We start from the raw sequence: 16,244 nt of genomic DNA, 5'->3' as shown, positions 1-16,244 counted from the left end.
GACCGCCTTGGCCCCACACGTGAATTGGGAATCCCGCTTGTCCAGCCGGATACGATTGAAGAACGACGGAGTAGAAAGGAATGACTGATGCCGACACCGCAACCTGGCGTCCTTGCAGCAGGAAGCCCTCATGCCTATTTTCTCACGTTTACAACCGGCCATGGTGCCGAACGCTCGGCATGGATCAAGGCAATACGGGATATTCTCCCGACAGCGAAGACGCTCGCAATTCGTGAGAAAAGGGCAGGGCTCTTCTGCGCGTTTGGTATCGGTTCCGGCCTCTGGGATCGGCTCTCACCGGAGAACCGTCCTGCCGGACTTCGGCCGTTCCGCGCCATTGAAGCAAATGGGCGCGTAGCACCTGCGACCGGAGGAGATCTCCTGGTGCAGATCCGTTCCGGGCGTCATGACTTGAATCTCGATCTCGCAATGAAGCTCGCACAACGTTTGCAGCACGTTGCGACGGTGAGCGAGGAGATACACGGATTCCGGTATCGCGATTCACGAGACCTGACTGGATTCATCGACGGAACAGAAAACCCCACAGGGAAGGCCAGGGCGGGCGCCGCCTTGATCGGAGCAGAGGATCGGCGTTTCGCCTGCGGCAGCTACGTGGCGGTCCAGCGCTATATTCACGATCTCGAACGGTGGCGGCGGTTGGGGGACCAGGAGCAGGAAGGGATTATCGGAAGGACGAAGCGGAACAGCGTCGAGCTGCCGAAATCGAGAAAACCCGACACGGCTCACATCAGCCGCGTGGTGATCGAGCGAGACGGGGAGGAACTGCAAATCCTGAGACAAAGTTATCCTTGGGGGACCGTCCGTGAAGCGGGGCTTTACTTCGTCGCCTACACGAAGTCTCTCAACGTTTTCGACCTGATGCTGGCTCGCATGATGGGGACGACGCACGATGGGAAGCACGATCGATTAATGGAATTCAGCCGGGCTGTCACAGGCGCGACATTCTTCGCGCCATCACTGGAAACGATAGCGTCACTCAAACCATGACAGTCCACACAGGAAAGGAGTACTAGACGATGGCGACTTTCATCATTTCCGGCAGCCGAGGAACCGACGATCCCACGATGGCGACCTTGCCGTTCATGGCCGCCAAAACGGCCAAGGAACAAGGACATGACGTGGTGCTGTGGCTGTGGAATGAAGCCGTGACGTTGGGACGGAAAGGTGCCGCTGATCATGTGACCGGTGTGAACCTGACTCCGTTGAAAGAACTACTCGCAGCTATCCAGGCGTCTGGTGTGTCGATCTGGGTGTGCGGTGCCTGTGCTGTGGCCAGACAAATTGGCGGAGGAGATCTGGTGGCCGGTGCTTCCATCAAAGGCATGCCGGATTACATCAAAGCCGTCGCCGAGCGCGATCGGAACGTGATGTTCTGATTTCTGGAATGAAATGAATGGGGGAACAGGGTGATGAAGACGAGCCGGTTCCTGTTATTGGTCGTCGTGGTTGTCTTTGCGATCCCCGCCGCTTCAGCAGAGCGGCACATGATGCAGCCGAGAGTGCCTGCCGATAAGCTGGCTGAAGCAAGGGCTCTCAGAAGCCCCTTGTCGAATTCGCCCGAGGTAATTGAGCAGGGCAAAGCGCTGTATCATGGTAAGGGCACGTGCTTCACCTGTCATGGAGCGGACGGAGACGGCAAAGGACCAGCGGGCGCCAAACTGAATCCCGCTCCTCGCAATTTTCAGCACCACGGATTTTGGCGCCATCGCACCGAAGGAGAACTTTTCTGGGTCATTAAACATGGCTCGCTCGGCACCGGCATGATCGGATTCGGGCCGGTCTTATCCGATGAAGAGATCTGGGCCCTCATTCAGTATGAACGGACCTTTTCCAGGAGACATGGACCAGGCATGAGGGGTCATAGAGGGGGCATGGGACCGAGTGAGGGCATGGATGGGATGCAAGGCAGGGAACATCAAGGCCGAAGAGACGGTATAGATGAGTGAAAGCCTTTGCTGTTTCTTAACGAAGCACGCATCACCTGACCGAGGGTCGATTACGAGGTCATTGGAAGCATTGACTAAGCGTTCAGAAGCCATCGGCCCATCACACTCTTTTGTCGCGTTTTTCCCCACCTGATAATATCGCCCTGGGTATTCCTGCATCACATCGGCCTCTCACCGCTTGGTTTAGCTCTCACAAGCCGCAGTTTCACTCAATACCTATCGCACATGTCTTGCAACGTGGTGATGGTATTAGGATCGTACTCAACTTTTCTGAATCCAATGTTGGGGGGGAAGGCTCTCAGTCAATAGAGGAAAGGGAGGCTTACGTGAAAACAACGGATTCAGCTATATCAGCCATCAATCAGGAGGAGGCGCAATGAGTACGCTAACCGGGCCAGGGGTTCCTATGGGAGGGTTCAAGACCGTCGGGCAGATACGTGCAACGAACGAGCTTGTTTTTCGTCGTGATCAGAATGCGATGGGAGTTGCCGTTGAACTCCTGGCCACTCATACCCCCGGCGCACCGATCGTCGACGAACGAGGTAGCTTCATCGGCTTCATCAGCGAGTTCGACATTCTTCGGGCGTTGGAAGCCAAAAAGGATCTCAACCGTTTAACAGCCGAAGATGTGATGGTGAAGGAGCACATCGCCGTGACCGAGGAGACGAGTGTCGATGAAGCTGTGAAAATCATGGAGGACAAACGACTCTTAAGCTTGCCGGTGAAGAAGAATGGGAAGGTGGCGTACTCAATCACCCGTCACGATCTCTTAAGGGCCTGGATCGGACTTGGAGTGTCTATCGAAGATGGGGGTGTGTAGGGACAGAGGATCCCGCGTAGATCTGGTGGTGTCGTAACCCTCCCTGGCTCAACCACGGTTTGAGTACCGTCTGATCGAGGTCCCGCCGGACAGGCGAGGCACCCAGGCCGCGCTTGACGAGTACGGTCATGCGGGGTGGGAGCTTATGGCGTTTGAGATGAAAGAACTGCAAGGCCAGCGGATGATCGTCAAGAAATCAATTTCCACCGTCCCACAAGGGAGGGAGGGAAGGATTCGCCATTTTTATCATGTTGTTGTGCCGGTCTCCCAGCTGGACGAAGTTCGGTCGAAGGGAGGGTGTCATGTCAACAAGGAAGTGTCTTATCGCAGGATTGAGCGTTACGCTCTGCGTACTCGGGAGTTGGGGAATGGGTAACGCCGGCAAGGAATCGACCGGCAGCGTTCCATTGGAGACGGTGGCGGACTATATTTATTCAGTCCTGGCAGCCGACAGGACATTTTATACAGTCCACGTCGTGGAGCGAATGCAGAAGAGAGGTGCGATCAAATCGTCGGAAAAATGGCGTTTGGAAAGCGCACTCCCTCTCCCGGCTCAATTCGTTCAGGAGTCATCGAGCTTGGCCGAGCTGACGGGAAGCAAAGTGCGTTATCGGTTGATCAGCCTCAACCCGATCAACAAGCAGAGCGGCCCGCGAACCGAGTTTGAACAGAAAGCGCTCGAGGCGGTTATGACGCATCCCGATCAGCCATACAAGGGCTTTGTCAGGGAGGGAGGCGGTCGATATTTCCAAGCCGTCTACGCAGACCAAGCCGTTTCGCCAAGCTGTGTGACCTGTCACAACGCCGACCCTCGTAGCGCGAAGCATGACTATAAGCTCAACGACGTGCTGGGCGGCGTCCTGATTTCACTCCCGGCATCCGAGTGATCGGAGGCTGTTGGGTCGTAGGAACAGGCCCTCAGCACGCGGGATCCAGGATTTCCGATTGTCTAAGGTGGGAGGTAATGGTCATGACGAAGTGGATTGTTGGGTTAAGGGGAGCGGCGGTGATTATCGCGATGGCCGCACTCCTGGGCCTTGCGGACGAAGGCCGGGGGATGATGACACACGGTGGTCATGATCAGGAAGACCAAGATGACCATGGCGGGCACTATCTGAAACATCTGCTGAAGCATGCCAAAGAGTTTGGGTTGACGCCGGAACAAATCGGCAAGCTCAAGGCCTTGCAACTGGATTTCAGACGAACCGAAGCTCGGTTGGAAGCCGATGTCAAGGTGGCAAGACTTGAACTCCATGCGCTGGCGGAAGATGAACCGGCAGACCTCAATGCGATTCAGGCGAAAGTCGAGCAACTAAAACAAGCGGAAGGGGCCTGTCTATTCGAGGCGATCAAAAGTAAGCGCAGCGCCATGGCACTATTGACTCCTGACCAACGAGAGAAGGACAGTGCCCATCACGAACAAATGAAGAGCGAAACGCGGCACGGAGGCGGAATGGGTCGCGGTGGGATGGGTGGCATGGGTCGTGGGGGCATGGGAGGTAGCGGGCAGGGGCAGGGTGGTAGCGATCATGGGAGTGGAGGATCCGGCGGAGGGGAGCAACATCAACACTGACAATCGCGCGCCGATGTCCGTTCTCGATTGCGCATGCATTGCCGGTTGATACGGTGCCCTGGAAACAATCTAACCGGAGGGATGGGTAGGTACTCACGTATTGTGATGAGTCTTGTCGCAGTCGCTTTGACCGGATCCGTCGCGCTGGCGCAACACTCCCCGGGAAATCAAAAGAACGGAGAGAGAATTTACCAACAGCACTGTGTCGGTTGCCACGGAACCTCCGGTGATGGGCTGGGGCTTGATATCAAGGAGTTGATCGTTCCTCCCATAAGCTTTCGAGCAGTGAAATCGCCACCAAGACCGACATGGAGCTCTATCTGCCGATCAAACAGGGAATCCTCTTCAGTCCGATGCACAGATAGGTGGATCGGAAGTTTGGCTCTCTTAAATCCCATCGGCTGGAGCGGAGAGGATAAGGGGACAAGGGTTTTACCCGAGAGACTTTGGGGGTTACACTCTGACACGGCACCACGTATGCCTTGGGATTTGAAGGAGGAGGTATGTCGCGAAATCCGGCTGATCGCTAGCGACTCAGGCTGCCGCGAATTGCCCGGACCTTGACGTCTCGACAGGAGAGTCCCGCTCCTGATACCCTTTCTTCCCATGGCTCGCAACACCTCACCATCCGGCTCTTCCCGCGCTTCGAGTGAGCAACCGCCGGTTCTTGAAGGAAAGCTGTCTGCGGATCAGACAGCGTCGTTGGAAATCTACGATACGACGCTGCGTGATGGCGCCCAGGCAGAGGATGTCAGTTTTTCAGCCGAAGACAAAGTGCTCATTGCGCAAAAGTTGGATGGCCTTGGGGTTCATTTTATTGAAGGCGGCTGGCCCGGAGCGAATCCGAAAGACATTGAGTTCTTCCGGATGATTAAGACGATCCCGCTGCAACATGCCGAGGTCATCGCGTTCGGTTCTACGAGAAAAGCCGGCAATGCTGTCCGCAAGGACCCCAATCTTCAGGCATTGCTCCGTGCCGAAACAAAGACGATCACTCTGTTCGGAAAAACCTGGTCCTTCCATGTAACGGATGCCCTCGGGATCTCGCTGGCTAAGAATCTGGAGTTGATCGCGGATTCCATCGCATACCTCCACGGGAAGGGACGCCGGGTGTTCTACGATGCGGAACATTTCTTCGACGGATACAAGACTAATCCCGAGTATGCGCTCGCCACCATCAGAAAAGCGGTAGAGGCCGGAGCTGAGCGAGTGATCCTGTGTGACACCAACGGTGGAACGATGCCGTGGGAGATCGGAGAGATTTGCCGAGTGGTTCAACGCGAATGCCCGGTTCCGCTCGGAATTCACGCTCATAACGACTGCGAAATGGCGGTGGCCAATTCCCTGGTGGCGATCGAGACCGGCATCGTTCAGGTGCAGGGTACGATCAACGGGATTGGTGAGCGATGTGGGAACGCGAACCTTTGTTCGATCATTCCCAATTTGGAGTTGAAGATGAAGCGGCCTGTTTTGGCCGATCGCTTGAGCCATCTGAAAGCTGTTTCAGGCTTCGTCACCGAAGTGGCAAACCTGATGCCGAACAAGCATCAACCCTATGTCGGCGATGCCGCGTTTGCGCACAAAGGCGGAGTCCATATTCATGCGGTGCTGAAGAATTCTGCGACCTATGAGCATGTCGATCCGACCAAAGTCGGTAATCGACAGCGGATGCTGATCTCGGACTATGGTGGACGGAGCAGCCTGCTCGATAAGATTGACGCCTACGGCATCAAGCTTCCAAAGAACCATTCCAAGGTCGACGAGCTGATACATACGCTGAAAGACCGTGAGAACCAGGGCTATCAATTCGAAGGCGCAGAAGGATCGTTCGAACTGTTGATGCGGAAGGCGATGGGGAGCCACAAACCTTCGTTTCAATTGCTCGGATTCCGAGTCATCGTTGAAAAAAAGCAGGAGAACGGAGCTCCTCTTTCTGAGGCGACGGTAATGGTCAAGGTGGGAGAGGCTATCGAACATACGGCGGCTGTCGGGACCGGACCGGTCAATGCGCTTGACCATGCGCTGCGTAAGTCATTGGAAAAATTCTACCCTCAGCTTCGAGAAGTAAAGCTGCTTGACTATAAGGTGCGTGTGCTGGCGGCCAATCGGGGGACCGAATCAAAAGTACGTGTCCTGATCGAATCCGGAGACCACAAAGATAAGTGGGGGACGGTGGGGGTTTCAGAAAACATCATCGAAGCGACCTGGCAGGCACTCGTAGACAGTATCGAGTACAAGCTTCTCGCCAAGGGCTAGAGTATTTTTCATAAACATTCACCAAATTAATTCTTGACAGGTCTCATAACCTCACGTAACTTAAGCAAAACTCATCGAATCGCGAGAGGAGCCGGTCGGACAGAAACGCGGCGGGTTGCAGTGGTCACGTATGGGGGTGGCATGAGAAAGGCGGATATCGGTGACGAAATTTTCAAGCAAGTCGGCATCTCAAAAAATGAAGCAGCTGATATCGTTGAGTTTGTGCTGAATTTGCTGAAGTCCGTCTTGCAGAAGGGCGAATCGGTCAAAATCGCGGGGTTTGGAAATTTTGTTGTCCGCAGCAAGGGAGCCCGTAAAGGACGAAATCCTCGAACTGGAGAAGAAATCGGCATTACCCCCCGTCGAGTGGTGACGTTTCGGCCGAGCCAGGTATTCAAGAAATACGTCAATTCATAGCAGGATGCTGAAAAAAACCGCCCGCTTCGTTCTCGCATCGCTCAAAGCCTCACCGTACGACGCATTGTACGGCTCGGCTTGTCGCTCGCTGCGGCCTTGCGGGTGGTCTTTTTGATCATCCTGCGTAAACAAAGCAGACAGGTCAACAACCAGCTCGGCTCCGTCGACAAACGACAAGGCGTACCGTGAGGCCGGTCATGGGAACTGAACCCAGGCTGGGGAGCAAGGTTTTCTATAAAATCGGCGAAGTGAGTCGATTGACGAAGCTTCCCGCGTATGTGCTTCGTTTCTGGGAAACTCAATTCACTTTTTTGAAGCCCAAAAAGAGTCGAGGGAACCAACGCCTCTATATTCAACGGGATGTCGAAACCGTTCTGGAAATCAAGCGTATGCTCTATGAGGAGGGGCATACCCTTGAGGGCGTCAAGCGATACTGGGTACGTCGTGGGCAGGCTGCTTCACGTCGGCTGCGCCCGAAGGAGGTCGCCAAAAAGTTGAGGGGGGATCTCCAAGTGATTCTCAAGATTATCGACGCTCATTCGTTGTGAGAGAAGGGCAGTTTCACCGAAGACAGTCGCCTACTCATCTGCCAGGATGGGTACCTACGGAGTTAAGACCGTGTCGGGGCGTAGCGCAGCCCGGTAGCGCACTCGCTTGGGGTGCGAGTGGTCGTGGGTTCAAATCCCGCCGCCCCGACCAATCTCCAAAGTGCTGAGTGATGGGGGCTCAGAACTGAGCGGCTGTATCCACCGACTCGGTCTTGATCCAGCGCGCAGCTCTTTGTGTTGAAGGCTGATCATGCGCATCCTCGTGACCAACGACGACGGTATCTATTCGCCGGGGATCACCGCATTGGCGAAGGCGCTCGCTGCGATCGGTGAAGTCTGGATTGTCGCCCCGGATCGGGAACGCACGGCAGTCGCTCACGCCGTGACATTGCACAAGCCATTGCGCCTCCATGAACTGAGTCCACGCACGTATGCCGTGAATGGAACCCCTGTGGATTGTGTGAATCTTGCGCTGCTCAAAGTCATGCCAAAACCGCCTGCGATCGTCGTGTCCGGCATTAACAAAGGGGTCAACCTCGGCGATGATGTGATGTACTCGGGCACCGTGTCGGCGGCGATGGAAGGGACCATCCTTGGAATACCGTCCGTAGCGGTATCCCAAGAAGGAGTGCAGACATTTCGCTTTGACGTCGGTGCAACCTATGCGGTACGTGTGGTTCGGCTTGTCCTTGCCCACGGTCTGCCGGAGGAGACGCTCGTGAACGTGAATATCCCAAATCGCCCGCAACGCGGAATCAGCGGCGTGCGGGTCACCTGTCTCAGCCGAAGGCGGTTTCATAATCCGATCATCGAAAAGCTCGATCCGCGCGGGCGTAAATATTATTGGATTGCCGGTGAGCGGATATCGTGGAGTCGCAGTAAAGACGCTGATCACGAGGCGATCGAAGAAGGGTTTGTCTCCATCACCCCGATCCGTCTGGACACGACGCATCATGGCGTGCTGGATCAATTCCGCGAGTGGGCGCCGATCATTGCCAGGGGTGTCAAGAAGTCCTCAATCGCTCGGGCAGCGATCGGCCGTACAGGGCAGGTAGGGGCGTGATGGGAGGACTGATCGAGACCATCATCAGCGAGCTGAGCCGATTCGTCATTGCCTGCATTTCCAGGTTCGGCTATGGGGGCATCCTCTTCACGATGGCCGTCGAAAGTGCCTGCATTCCGCTCCCCAGTGAAATTATCATGCCGTTTTCCGGCTATCTGGTCATGACCGGACAGTTTACGATGCTCGGGGTCACGCTGGCCGGCGCGGTCGGCAATGTGCTCGGTTCGATTGTGGCCTACTATGCGGGCGTCTGGGGTGGGCGACCATTTGCAGAGCGCTATGGACCGTATTTCCTGGTCTCACAACACGATCTAGATATCGCCGATCGCTGGTTCGCCAAATATGGAGAGGCAGCCGTCTTTTTCGGCAGAATGCTCCCGGTGGTGCGGACGTTCATATCGCTTCCGGCCGGCATTGCGAAGATGAATTTCCCACGGTTTATCGTCTTCACATTTGTAGGGGCGCTGCCCTGGTGCTATCTGTTGGCCTATATCGGTCTTCGTATGGGTGAACAGTGGGAACATCTTCGGGATTACTTTCATCAATTTGACATCGTCATCGGACTTGTCCTGGCTGCAGCCATTGGGTACTTCCTCTGGTCTCACTGGCCAAGGCGACGAACGAGTCCGGAAGCTTAAACCGTATGCTTAAACTGTTCAATACCCTGACTGGGAGACAAGAGGCGTTCGAGTCGATTGAACTGCAGAAAGTACGTATGTACGTTTGCGGTGTGACGGTCTATGACTATTGCCACATCGGTCATGCCCGCAGCGCGTTGGTATTCGATGTGCTCCGGCGGTACTTGGAGTATAGCGGTTATGCTGTGGCTTTCGTCAAGAACTTCACTGATGTGGACGACAAGATCATCAAGCGGGCGAATGAACAGGGAGTTTCTTGTGATGCCGTGACGGCCAAGTTCATTCAGGCCTACCATGAGGATATGGGTAAGCTCGGGATCCGAGCTGCGACTGCAGAGCCCAAGGCCACGGAACATATAGGCGACATCATTCAGCTGACAGAACGACTGATCAAAAAGGGATTGGCCTACGCAGTGGATGGAGACGTGTATTTTGAGGTCTCGAAATATCCGGAATATGGAAGGCTGTCAAAACGACGGCTCGATGACTTGCAAGCCGGCGCTCGTGTGGATGTGGATGACCGAAAACATCACCCGATGGACTTTGCCCTTTGGAAGAGCAGTAAGCCAGGCGAGCCGGCATGGGAAAGCCCGTGGGGACCAGGGCGGCCGGGCTGGCACATCGAGTGTTCAGCCATGTCGATTCGACACCTCGGTGAAACCTTCGACATCCATGGCGGTGGGATGGATCTCATCTTCCCACATCATGAAAACGAGATTGCCCAATCATGCGGCGCGACAGGAAAAGAATTCGCACGCTATTGGGTTCACAACGGGTTCGTTCAGATCAACAAAGAGAAGATGTCGAAGTCTCTCGGCAACTTCTTCACAATCCGTGAAATTTTTGAGAAGTCGGAGTGGCCGCAAGAAATCATGGGGGAAATCCTCAGATACTTTCTCCTTTCAACTCATTACCACGGGCCACTGGATTTTTCTGATCAGGCATTGAAGGAGACAAAGAGCGCTCTCAATGGGTTCTATGACCTCTTCGGACGCTTAGCCGAGTCCGGCGGAAATGCGATCGTGGACCAGGGGCTTGACCACGCGATCGATCGCTGCAGGGCCGCGTTCAAGTCAGCGATGGATGATGACTTCAACACGCCGATGGCGATTGCGTCCTTACAGGCCTTGCGGAGCGATGTGAACAAACTCCTGGGAGCCGGACTATCCACAGAAGGTAGACAGACTGCGCGCCAGGTATTTCATTCCCTAGGCGCCGTGTTGGGTTTGTTTCATCTAGATCGGTGGGATTTCAACGTCCGCATTGTACCAGAGCCTGCTCAGCTGGTGCTTAAAACTTTTCCACCGACGGTAATAGTAGCAAAACAAATGACTGAAGCGGAGATCGACGGCAAATTGATTGAACGCATCGAGGCAAAGAAGAGAAGAGATTTCAAAAGAGCTGACGAAATTCGTGCCGACCTAAAGTCTTTGGGTATCACGCTAGAGGACAAGCCAGATGGCACAACCCGGTGGAAGCGTTAATTCCCAGGAGATTCTCTACGGCCTCCATGCCGTACGCGAAGCGCTGAAAGCCGGAAACCGACCATTGCAACGTGTGCTGGTTATTCGAACCGACAAACAGTTCACCGATTTGGTGCAGCTAGCTCGAGCACAGCATATTCCGATTCATGTTCAGCCTCTGACCTCCTTCGACCGTCTGGTTCCCAACGGCAAGCACCAAGGGGTGGTGGCCTTTACCTCAGCAAAGGCTTATCAGACGGAGGAGTCGATCCTCGCTCGAGCTGCCGAAAGGCATGAAGCGCCACTCTTGGTAGTCTTGGACGGAGTCGAAGATCCACACAATCTCGGCGCCGTGCTGCGCACGGCGGAGGGGGCAGGTGCCCACGGAGTATTTGTCCCCGAACGACGAGCCGCCGGACTTACGTCCGTGGTGGCCAAGGCCTCGGCCGGAGCGATCGACCATATTCCCGTTGCACGCGTGACAAACATGAGCAGATCGATCGAGTCGTTGAAAGCGGCCGGAGTTTGGCTCTATGGGGTGACGCCGTCAGCGAATAAGGTATATACGGACATCGACCTACGAGAAGCGGTCGGGTTGGTTCTGGGAGGGGAAGGAGCGGGAATCAGGCCTGGCGTCCTGCAACATTGCGATGACCGTGTCCGCATTCCTCTGAGGGGCCAGGTCCAATCGCTGAATGTGTCGGCTGCTGCCGCAATAGTTCTGTTTGAGGCGGTTCGTCAGCGCCGTCCGACCTAGGATGATGTTACCTGACCCTCAGCGCGCCACCCTGGATGGCGGTTTTCAACAGTTGAGCCGTATTCGACACTCGCATTTTCTTCATCATATTGGCGCGGTGGGCTTCGACGGTTTTGACGCTAATCTTCAACCGGTGACCGATTTCCTTGTTCTTAAATCCCGCCCAGATCAACTCCAAAATTTCCTGCTCGCGTGACGTAAGCGACTCAGGCCGTTTTGTGCGTGGAGGAGGTTCAAGATCGGCTAAAGATTTCCGAGGTCGTGGCTTCCCAATTGCTTTGGCCATGATGCTGAGTTCTCCTTTGACAGGTATACGTTTCAGGTATACTCGGTGTGAGATCGTATAACCCACTAGGTCATTATGGAAGGATTGTGCGAGAAAGTAAATGCGGGACTTCGGCCCTAGTAGGGTTGCTGGGTAGGGTAATGACTCTGAGCAATTATGCATGAGAGCCAGGTTCTATTGTGGCTGCCGATGGTCGGTCTTTTCGGCGCACTCATCGGTAGCTTTCTCAATGTCTGTATCTACCGCTTGCCACGGCAGGAGTCGATCGCATGGCCAGGCTCCCATTGCCCGAGCTGCTCTCATTCCATTGCCTGGCACGATAACATTCCCGTTCTAAGTTACTTCACGTTGGCGGGACGCTGCAGGCATTGTGCCGTGCGCATTCCCTTCCGCTATCCCTTGGTGGAGATCCTGAATGCCTCTGGTTATGTAGGGCTCCTTTGGTTCTTCGGCCCAAGCTGGGTTGCTGTGGCGTACGGCCTGCTCTATTCAGCCCTCCTCGTGGTAGCTGGGACCGATCTTTCGCATAAGATCATCCCCAATGTCGTGACGTTTCCAGGGATCATTGTAGGCCTCGTCTGCGCCACCACTGTCTTACCTCTCGGGTTCCTGGGGGGCATGCTGGGGGTTCTTGTCGGCGGAGGAATCCTGTGGCTTCTGGCCTGGGCCAGTCCCTATCTTTTTGGTAAGGAGGGGATGGGGGGGGGGGACATCAAGCTTCTGGCGATGATAGGGGCATTTCTGGGATGGAAACCCGCGCTGATGACCATCATGGTAGGGTCGTTCCTGGGATCACTCGTGGGGCTTACTCTTATTGCCGCACAGGTGATCAAACGCGAGGATTACATTCCCTTCGGGCCGTTTCTGGTTTGCGGGGCGCTGGTGGCACTATTCTTTGGCCAATCTATCCTTGATTGGTATCAGGGCATCTTGGCCGGATAACGGCTCTCCTGGCCGATTCCCACCCTTTCGTACTGTATCTCTTCAGTCAACAACTGTATCTCTTGAGGTACTACTGCTATCTGCTTTTCTCTCTTTCCGGATAACGGTATACCTTCGAGGTCATCCCAGATCCTTCTCATTGTGGCCCTATCGATTCAATGGCTTAGGTATCTTCATCCAACAGTTATTCGGTAAGCGCACAATCCGAAAAGGATTCAATGATGAGTGGCACGAGTCTTGACATAGCGTCGAACTACCGAATCAACTCAAGATAAGGAGAAGGATATGGAGCAAGACGGTACGACGTTGACGGAGCTCATGGTGGTTGTCGCGATCATAGGGATGGTCGCCACAATGGCGGCTCCCGACTATTTGGTCCTCAACAAGCGCAATCAGCTTCGTTGTACGACCGAGGAGCTCGCTTCGGAACTGCGTGGTGCTCGGCAGCTGGCGATGACCTATCGGGACCGCGTTCGAATCGTCGTCGACATGGACCAGCAGATCCTTACCACTGAGTTCATCAACAAGGCCACCACGCATCACGCGTATCACTATGGGGGAAAAGGGATTGTCATCGAAGAGCCAAGCGCAGGGCCGGAGATCCTCTTCCATCCAAGCGGACGCTCGGCCAGTGCTACGACGATTCAACTTCACAGCTTAGAAGGGCAGACCCAACAGCTCACCGTGAGCATCACGGGTCGGGTATCGATCCTATGAGTCGAACGATGAAGAATGATGGTTTCAGTCTGATCGAAGTGATGGTGGCAATGGTGATTTCAGGAGTGGCCCTGATGGGTACTCTCGGTGCAGTGGAGTTTTCGTCTAGGCACGTACAGCAGGGAGGCCTAACCAGTAAGGCGATCGAGTTGGCCCAGGCCAGGTTGGAAGCCAAGCGGTCCATTCGTTGGCAGTCCCTTCTGGAAGACGATCTCAATCACGATGGCACCCCGGAAACGGTCATGGCCGATGACGGCCAAGGGTCCGACATAACTGCGGGTGATGGGATCTACACAGCCAGTTACGAACGTGACGGAGTGACAGTCGTGTGGATGATCGAAACAGAACGCCCAGGACCGCTGCGCTCGGCCGCTATGGTGATGATTCGAGCGGTCGCGTCCTATGCCGGGCTCAACGGGCACAAGCGGGAAGTACAGGTGGCAACCATTCGAGCCAATCCCAACTTTGTGGGACAACGATGAACCAAAGGGAAATCGCCAAATCTCACGAGCAGTGCCGGAGATCGATCAACGAGATGTTCGACCAGCGCGGTGTTTGTCTGGCCGAAGTGATGGTTAGCTTGACGGTCGGAGCGATCGTATTGGCCGCCGCGTTGAATGCGTTGAATGTCGCGCAGTCCCACGCGGGCAAGCAGCACAATGATCTGAGACATCAGCAAGACCTTCGACTGGGGTTAGAGGTATTCGAACAAGAAGTTCGATTAGCGGTGGCTGATTCTATCGTCTCAGCGACTCCGAACGAACTTCGGTTTCATGCCAATATCAGCGCCCAGCGGACGGTAACCACCGGTGCGGTTGCGCCGGGCCAATCAGTTATTGCAGTGCAGGATGGCAGTGGATGGAGCGAGGGGAAGACCGTAATCATTTGTGGGCACCAAGCCTGTGAAGCGCATCAACTCTCCCGTTCAGGGCAACGGTATCAGCTGACCGTAACTGAACCGGTAGCCTTGTCGTTTCCTGCGGGTGCCTCTGTGGAAGTGAGCAATCGGGTGGCCTATTACACCAAGCGAGAGGATGCCGGAACGATGAAGCTGATGCGGATGGTCGATGGAGGAGCGAATACTCTCATCGAGGGTTTAGAAGCTCTTCATTTTTCGTATTGGGACGAGCATGGTCATGCGACACAGCAGCCCTCGCTCGTGAGGCGAGTCGTGCTTGAGATCGAGTCGAATCACTCCCTGCATAGAATGATGCGGGAGGTATGCCTTCGATCATAGGAGTGAAGACATGTTGTATTTCAATATCAATGATCGTCAACAGGGAATTGCACTTCTGGGAGCCATGGTTGTCGCTCTCATGTTATCGCTGCTGGGCGCGACACTTCTCAATCTGGCTGGACAAGAGACCGTCAGTGCTGGGCTAGCTGGTCAGTCGGCGGTTGCCCAGCAACTGGCGGATGCGGCGGGCGAATTGGTGGTGGCTTGGTTTCACAACCCCGAGACAACTGCGGGGGTATCTCAACTTTCGTCTCTTCATGAAAAAAGAAATCGCGATAAAGACGGAGCGCCATCCTTTTTCGATGTGTCCGGTCGCTCGCAATTCGTCGGTACGGCGGAGCAGCCGGATGTACGGCTACAGACTGGCAATCCCTCAGACAACCGACTGTTGAACGATTCAGAGACCGGCATGTTTCGCACATTGACACATCTAGGGCAGGTGGAAGAACTCAAAGTCTACGCGCCGTCCAAGCCGGGCCTCTTGTGCACAATCGACGCTACGGTTGCAACCAATACCAATCCTCCAGTCAGGCAATCGATACTCATGCAATTGGGCGCGCTGGAGTTGCCGCCGTTACGAGCCGCGGTGCAAGTGGGTCAGCATCTTGGCCGGTTCCAGCCAGGAAGCGAATCACCGGTCTCTGCGCATTGGGGTGAGTTAAAGGTGCGAGGCGATCTGGTCCTCACACAGGCTGATGAGATCCCGCTAAGGAGTGCGCTGGCTCCGGTAACAGGGCAGGCCTATGACGAAATGGCGCAACCAGAAGATCGGTGGATGGAAGGATGGATAGGCGGAACGGTTCAAGTTACGCAGGCATCTGCGGGACAGACTCCTAGTTTCCCCAGCAACCTGCACATGGTCCAGAATCCGGTTCCGGGAGTTCGCCTCGATCAATGGCCCTATGAAGACATAAAGCGGGTGGCAAAAAGGTTCGGACGGTACTTCGCGATTGATCGAGCAGGTCTTCTCTATCCACAAGGTTTTGTAGAACCAGGACATGGAATTTCGGCGGACGAGGTATTTCGGTCACAAGGAAGCGGCGATCAGCTTGGTCTGATATTCATCGACACACTCGATCAGATGGCTCCCCGCCCGGACAATCTCGGGGTTGTCAAATTGCATGTTCCGTACTTTGAGGGCATGGCGGTAGTACAAGGCCACGTTGTGCTTGCTCCCAGTGGAACAGGACAGTCGGTCTGGGTACGTAGTCCTCCACCAATAGACCAGGGTAAGGATGTCGCTCGGATGTCTGTTCAACTTACGGACATGCATTTCAATGGAGTACTCCACGCAAGTGGGGATATTACGGTAGCCGGACGAGTCAGGTTATATGGAGCAGTGGCAGCGGGTGGGACAATCACCTCAGCCGGTTCAGGAAGCAGATTGGAGGTGTGGTATGACCACGATCTCAGTCGAGGGTTATATCGTGGATTGCCCGTGGTCTATGGTGCCCCTGGTACCTGGATGACACGATATTAAACCATAGTCGAAGATCGAACGTGTGAAGAAGAAGGCCACATAAAAACAACTTCCTATTGTCGATGAGAAAGGATGAGATA

Annotated in this window: 19 protein-coding genes and 1 tRNA gene; 19 read left to right on the top strand and 1 reads right to left on the bottom strand. The window is 54.9% G+C overall.

The features are described from left to right. Positions 1-87: 87 nt before the first annotated feature. From P0120_22905 to rlmB, 14 genes are all read left to right on the top strand, one after another. The gene (locus P0120_22905; GenBank protein ID MDF0677160.1) at positions 88-1,008 is read left to right on the top strand and encodes a Dyp-type peroxidase; all 921 of its coding nucleotides are present in this window, start codon (positions 88-90) and stop codon (positions 1,006-1,008) included. Between the two features lie 29 nt (positions 1,009-1,037). Beyond that, positions 1,038-1,397 (top strand): DsrE family protein, encoded by a 360-nt coding sequence (locus P0120_22900; protein ID MDF0677159.1) that lies wholly within the window; start codon positions 1,038-1,040, stop codon positions 1,395-1,397. A 33-nt stretch (positions 1,398-1,430) separates the two neighbouring features. After that, positions 1,431-1,967, top strand: coding sequence for a cytochrome c (locus P0120_22895; protein ID MDF0677158.1), 537 nt, complete (start codon positions 1,431-1,433; stop codon positions 1,965-1,967). A gap of 376 nt (positions 1,968-2,343) precedes the next feature. Continuing rightward, positions 2,344-2,787: a CBS domain-containing protein gene (locus tag P0120_22890; GenBank protein MDF0677157.1), complete on the top strand. Its 444-nt coding sequence runs from the start codon at positions 2,344-2,346 to the stop codon at positions 2,785-2,787. Between the two features lie 302 nt (positions 2,788-3,089). Next, positions 3,090-3,674 (top strand): DUF3365 domain-containing protein, encoded by a 585-nt coding sequence (locus P0120_22885; protein ID MDF0677156.1) that lies wholly within the window; start codon positions 3,090-3,092, stop codon positions 3,672-3,674. 83 nt (positions 3,675-3,757) lie between these two features. Continuing rightward, positions 3,758-4,360, top strand: a complete 603-nt coding sequence (locus P0120_22880; protein MDF0677155.1) for a hypothetical protein — start codon at positions 3,758-3,760, stop codon at positions 4,358-4,360. 606 nt (positions 4,361-4,966) lie between these two features. Further along, on the top strand, positions 4,967-6,616 hold the full coding sequence (gene cimA, locus P0120_22875; protein MDF0677154.1) for a citramalate synthase: 1,650 nt from the start codon (positions 4,967-4,969) through the stop codon (positions 6,614-6,616). 141 nt (positions 6,617-6,757) lie between these two features. Continuing rightward, complete coding sequence (locus tag P0120_22870) at positions 6,758-7,033, top strand: integration host factor subunit alpha (GenBank protein ID MDF0677153.1); 276 nt, start codon at positions 6,758-6,760, stop codon at positions 7,031-7,033. Positions 7,034-7,230: 197 nt separating this feature from the next. After that, positions 7,231-7,581, top strand: a complete 351-nt coding sequence (locus tag P0120_22865) for a MerR family transcriptional regulator (protein MDF0677152.1) — start codon at positions 7,231-7,233, stop codon at positions 7,579-7,581. 74 nt (positions 7,582-7,655) lie between these two features. After that, a tRNA-Pro gene (locus tag P0120_22860) sits at positions 7,656-7,732 on the top strand. A 99-nt stretch (positions 7,733-7,831) separates the two neighbouring features. Then, positions 7,832-8,644, top strand: a complete 813-nt coding sequence (gene surE, locus P0120_22855) for a 5'/3'-nucleotidase SurE (GenBank protein ID MDF0677151.1) — start codon at positions 7,832-7,834, stop codon at positions 8,642-8,644. Then, positions 8,644-9,282, top strand: a complete 639-nt coding sequence (locus P0120_22850) for a DedA family protein (protein MDF0677150.1) — start codon at positions 8,644-8,646, stop codon at positions 9,280-9,282. Before surE ends, P0120_22850 begins: the two co-directional genes overlap by 1 nt. A 5-nt stretch (positions 9,283-9,287) precedes the next feature. Continuing rightward, positions 9,288-10,766: a cysteine--tRNA ligase gene (gene cysS, locus P0120_22845; GenBank protein MDF0677149.1), complete on the top strand. Its 1,479-nt coding sequence runs from the start codon at positions 9,288-9,290 to the stop codon at positions 10,764-10,766. After that, on the top strand, positions 10,741-11,502 hold the full coding sequence (gene rlmB / locus P0120_22840) for a 23S rRNA (guanosine(2251)-2'-O)-methyltransferase RlmB (protein MDF0677148.1): 762 nt from the start codon (positions 10,741-10,743) through the stop codon (positions 11,500-11,502). Before cysS ends, rlmB begins: the two co-directional genes overlap by 26 nt. Before the next feature lie 7 nt (positions 11,503-11,509). On the opposite strand, the gene P0120_22835 is transcribed toward rlmB, so the two are convergent. After that, positions 11,510-11,788 carry a LuxR C-terminal-related transcriptional regulator gene (locus P0120_22835; GenBank protein ID MDF0677147.1) on the bottom strand — a complete coding sequence of 93 codons (279 nt, stop codon included), beginning with the start codon at positions 11,786-11,788 and terminating at the stop codon, positions 11,510-11,512. A gap of 156 nt (positions 11,789-11,944) precedes the next feature. On the opposite strand from P0120_22835, the gene P0120_22830 reads away from it, so the two are divergent. The 5 genes from P0120_22830 (at position 11,945) to P0120_22810 (ending at position 16,164) form a co-directional block, all read left to right on the top strand. Then, positions 11,945-12,730, top strand: coding sequence for an A24 family peptidase (locus P0120_22830; protein ID MDF0677146.1), 786 nt, complete (start codon positions 11,945-11,947; stop codon positions 12,728-12,730). Positions 12,731-13,015: 285 nt separating this feature from the next. Beyond that, positions 13,016-13,447, top strand: a complete 432-nt coding sequence (locus tag P0120_22825; GenBank protein ID MDF0677145.1) for a prepilin-type N-terminal cleavage/methylation domain-containing protein — start codon at positions 13,016-13,018, stop codon at positions 13,445-13,447. 8 nt (positions 13,448-13,455) lie between these two features. Then, a complete protein-coding gene (locus P0120_22820; protein ID MDF0677144.1) occupies positions 13,456-13,929 on the top strand; it encodes a prepilin-type N-terminal cleavage/methylation domain-containing protein in 474 nt (157 codons plus the stop codon). Next, complete coding sequence (locus P0120_22815) at positions 13,926-14,684, top strand: hypothetical protein (GenBank protein ID MDF0677143.1); 759 nt, start codon at positions 13,926-13,928, stop codon at positions 14,682-14,684. The genes P0120_22820 and P0120_22815 overlap by 4 nt, the downstream gene beginning before the upstream one ends. Positions 14,685-14,694: 10 nt before the next feature. Continuing rightward, complete coding sequence (locus tag P0120_22810; protein ID MDF0677142.1) at positions 14,695-16,164, top strand: hypothetical protein; 1,470 nt, start codon at positions 14,695-14,697, stop codon at positions 16,162-16,164. Positions 16,165-16,244: the final 80 nt, after the last annotated feature.

The organism is Nitrospira sp., assembly GCA_029194675.1.
Classification (GTDB): Bacteria; Nitrospirota; Nitrospiria; order Nitrospirales; family Nitrospiraceae; genus Nitrospira_D.
The sequence above is the reverse complement of the archived record's forward strand: the minus strand, read 5'-3'. Positions and strand labels throughout refer to the sequence as shown.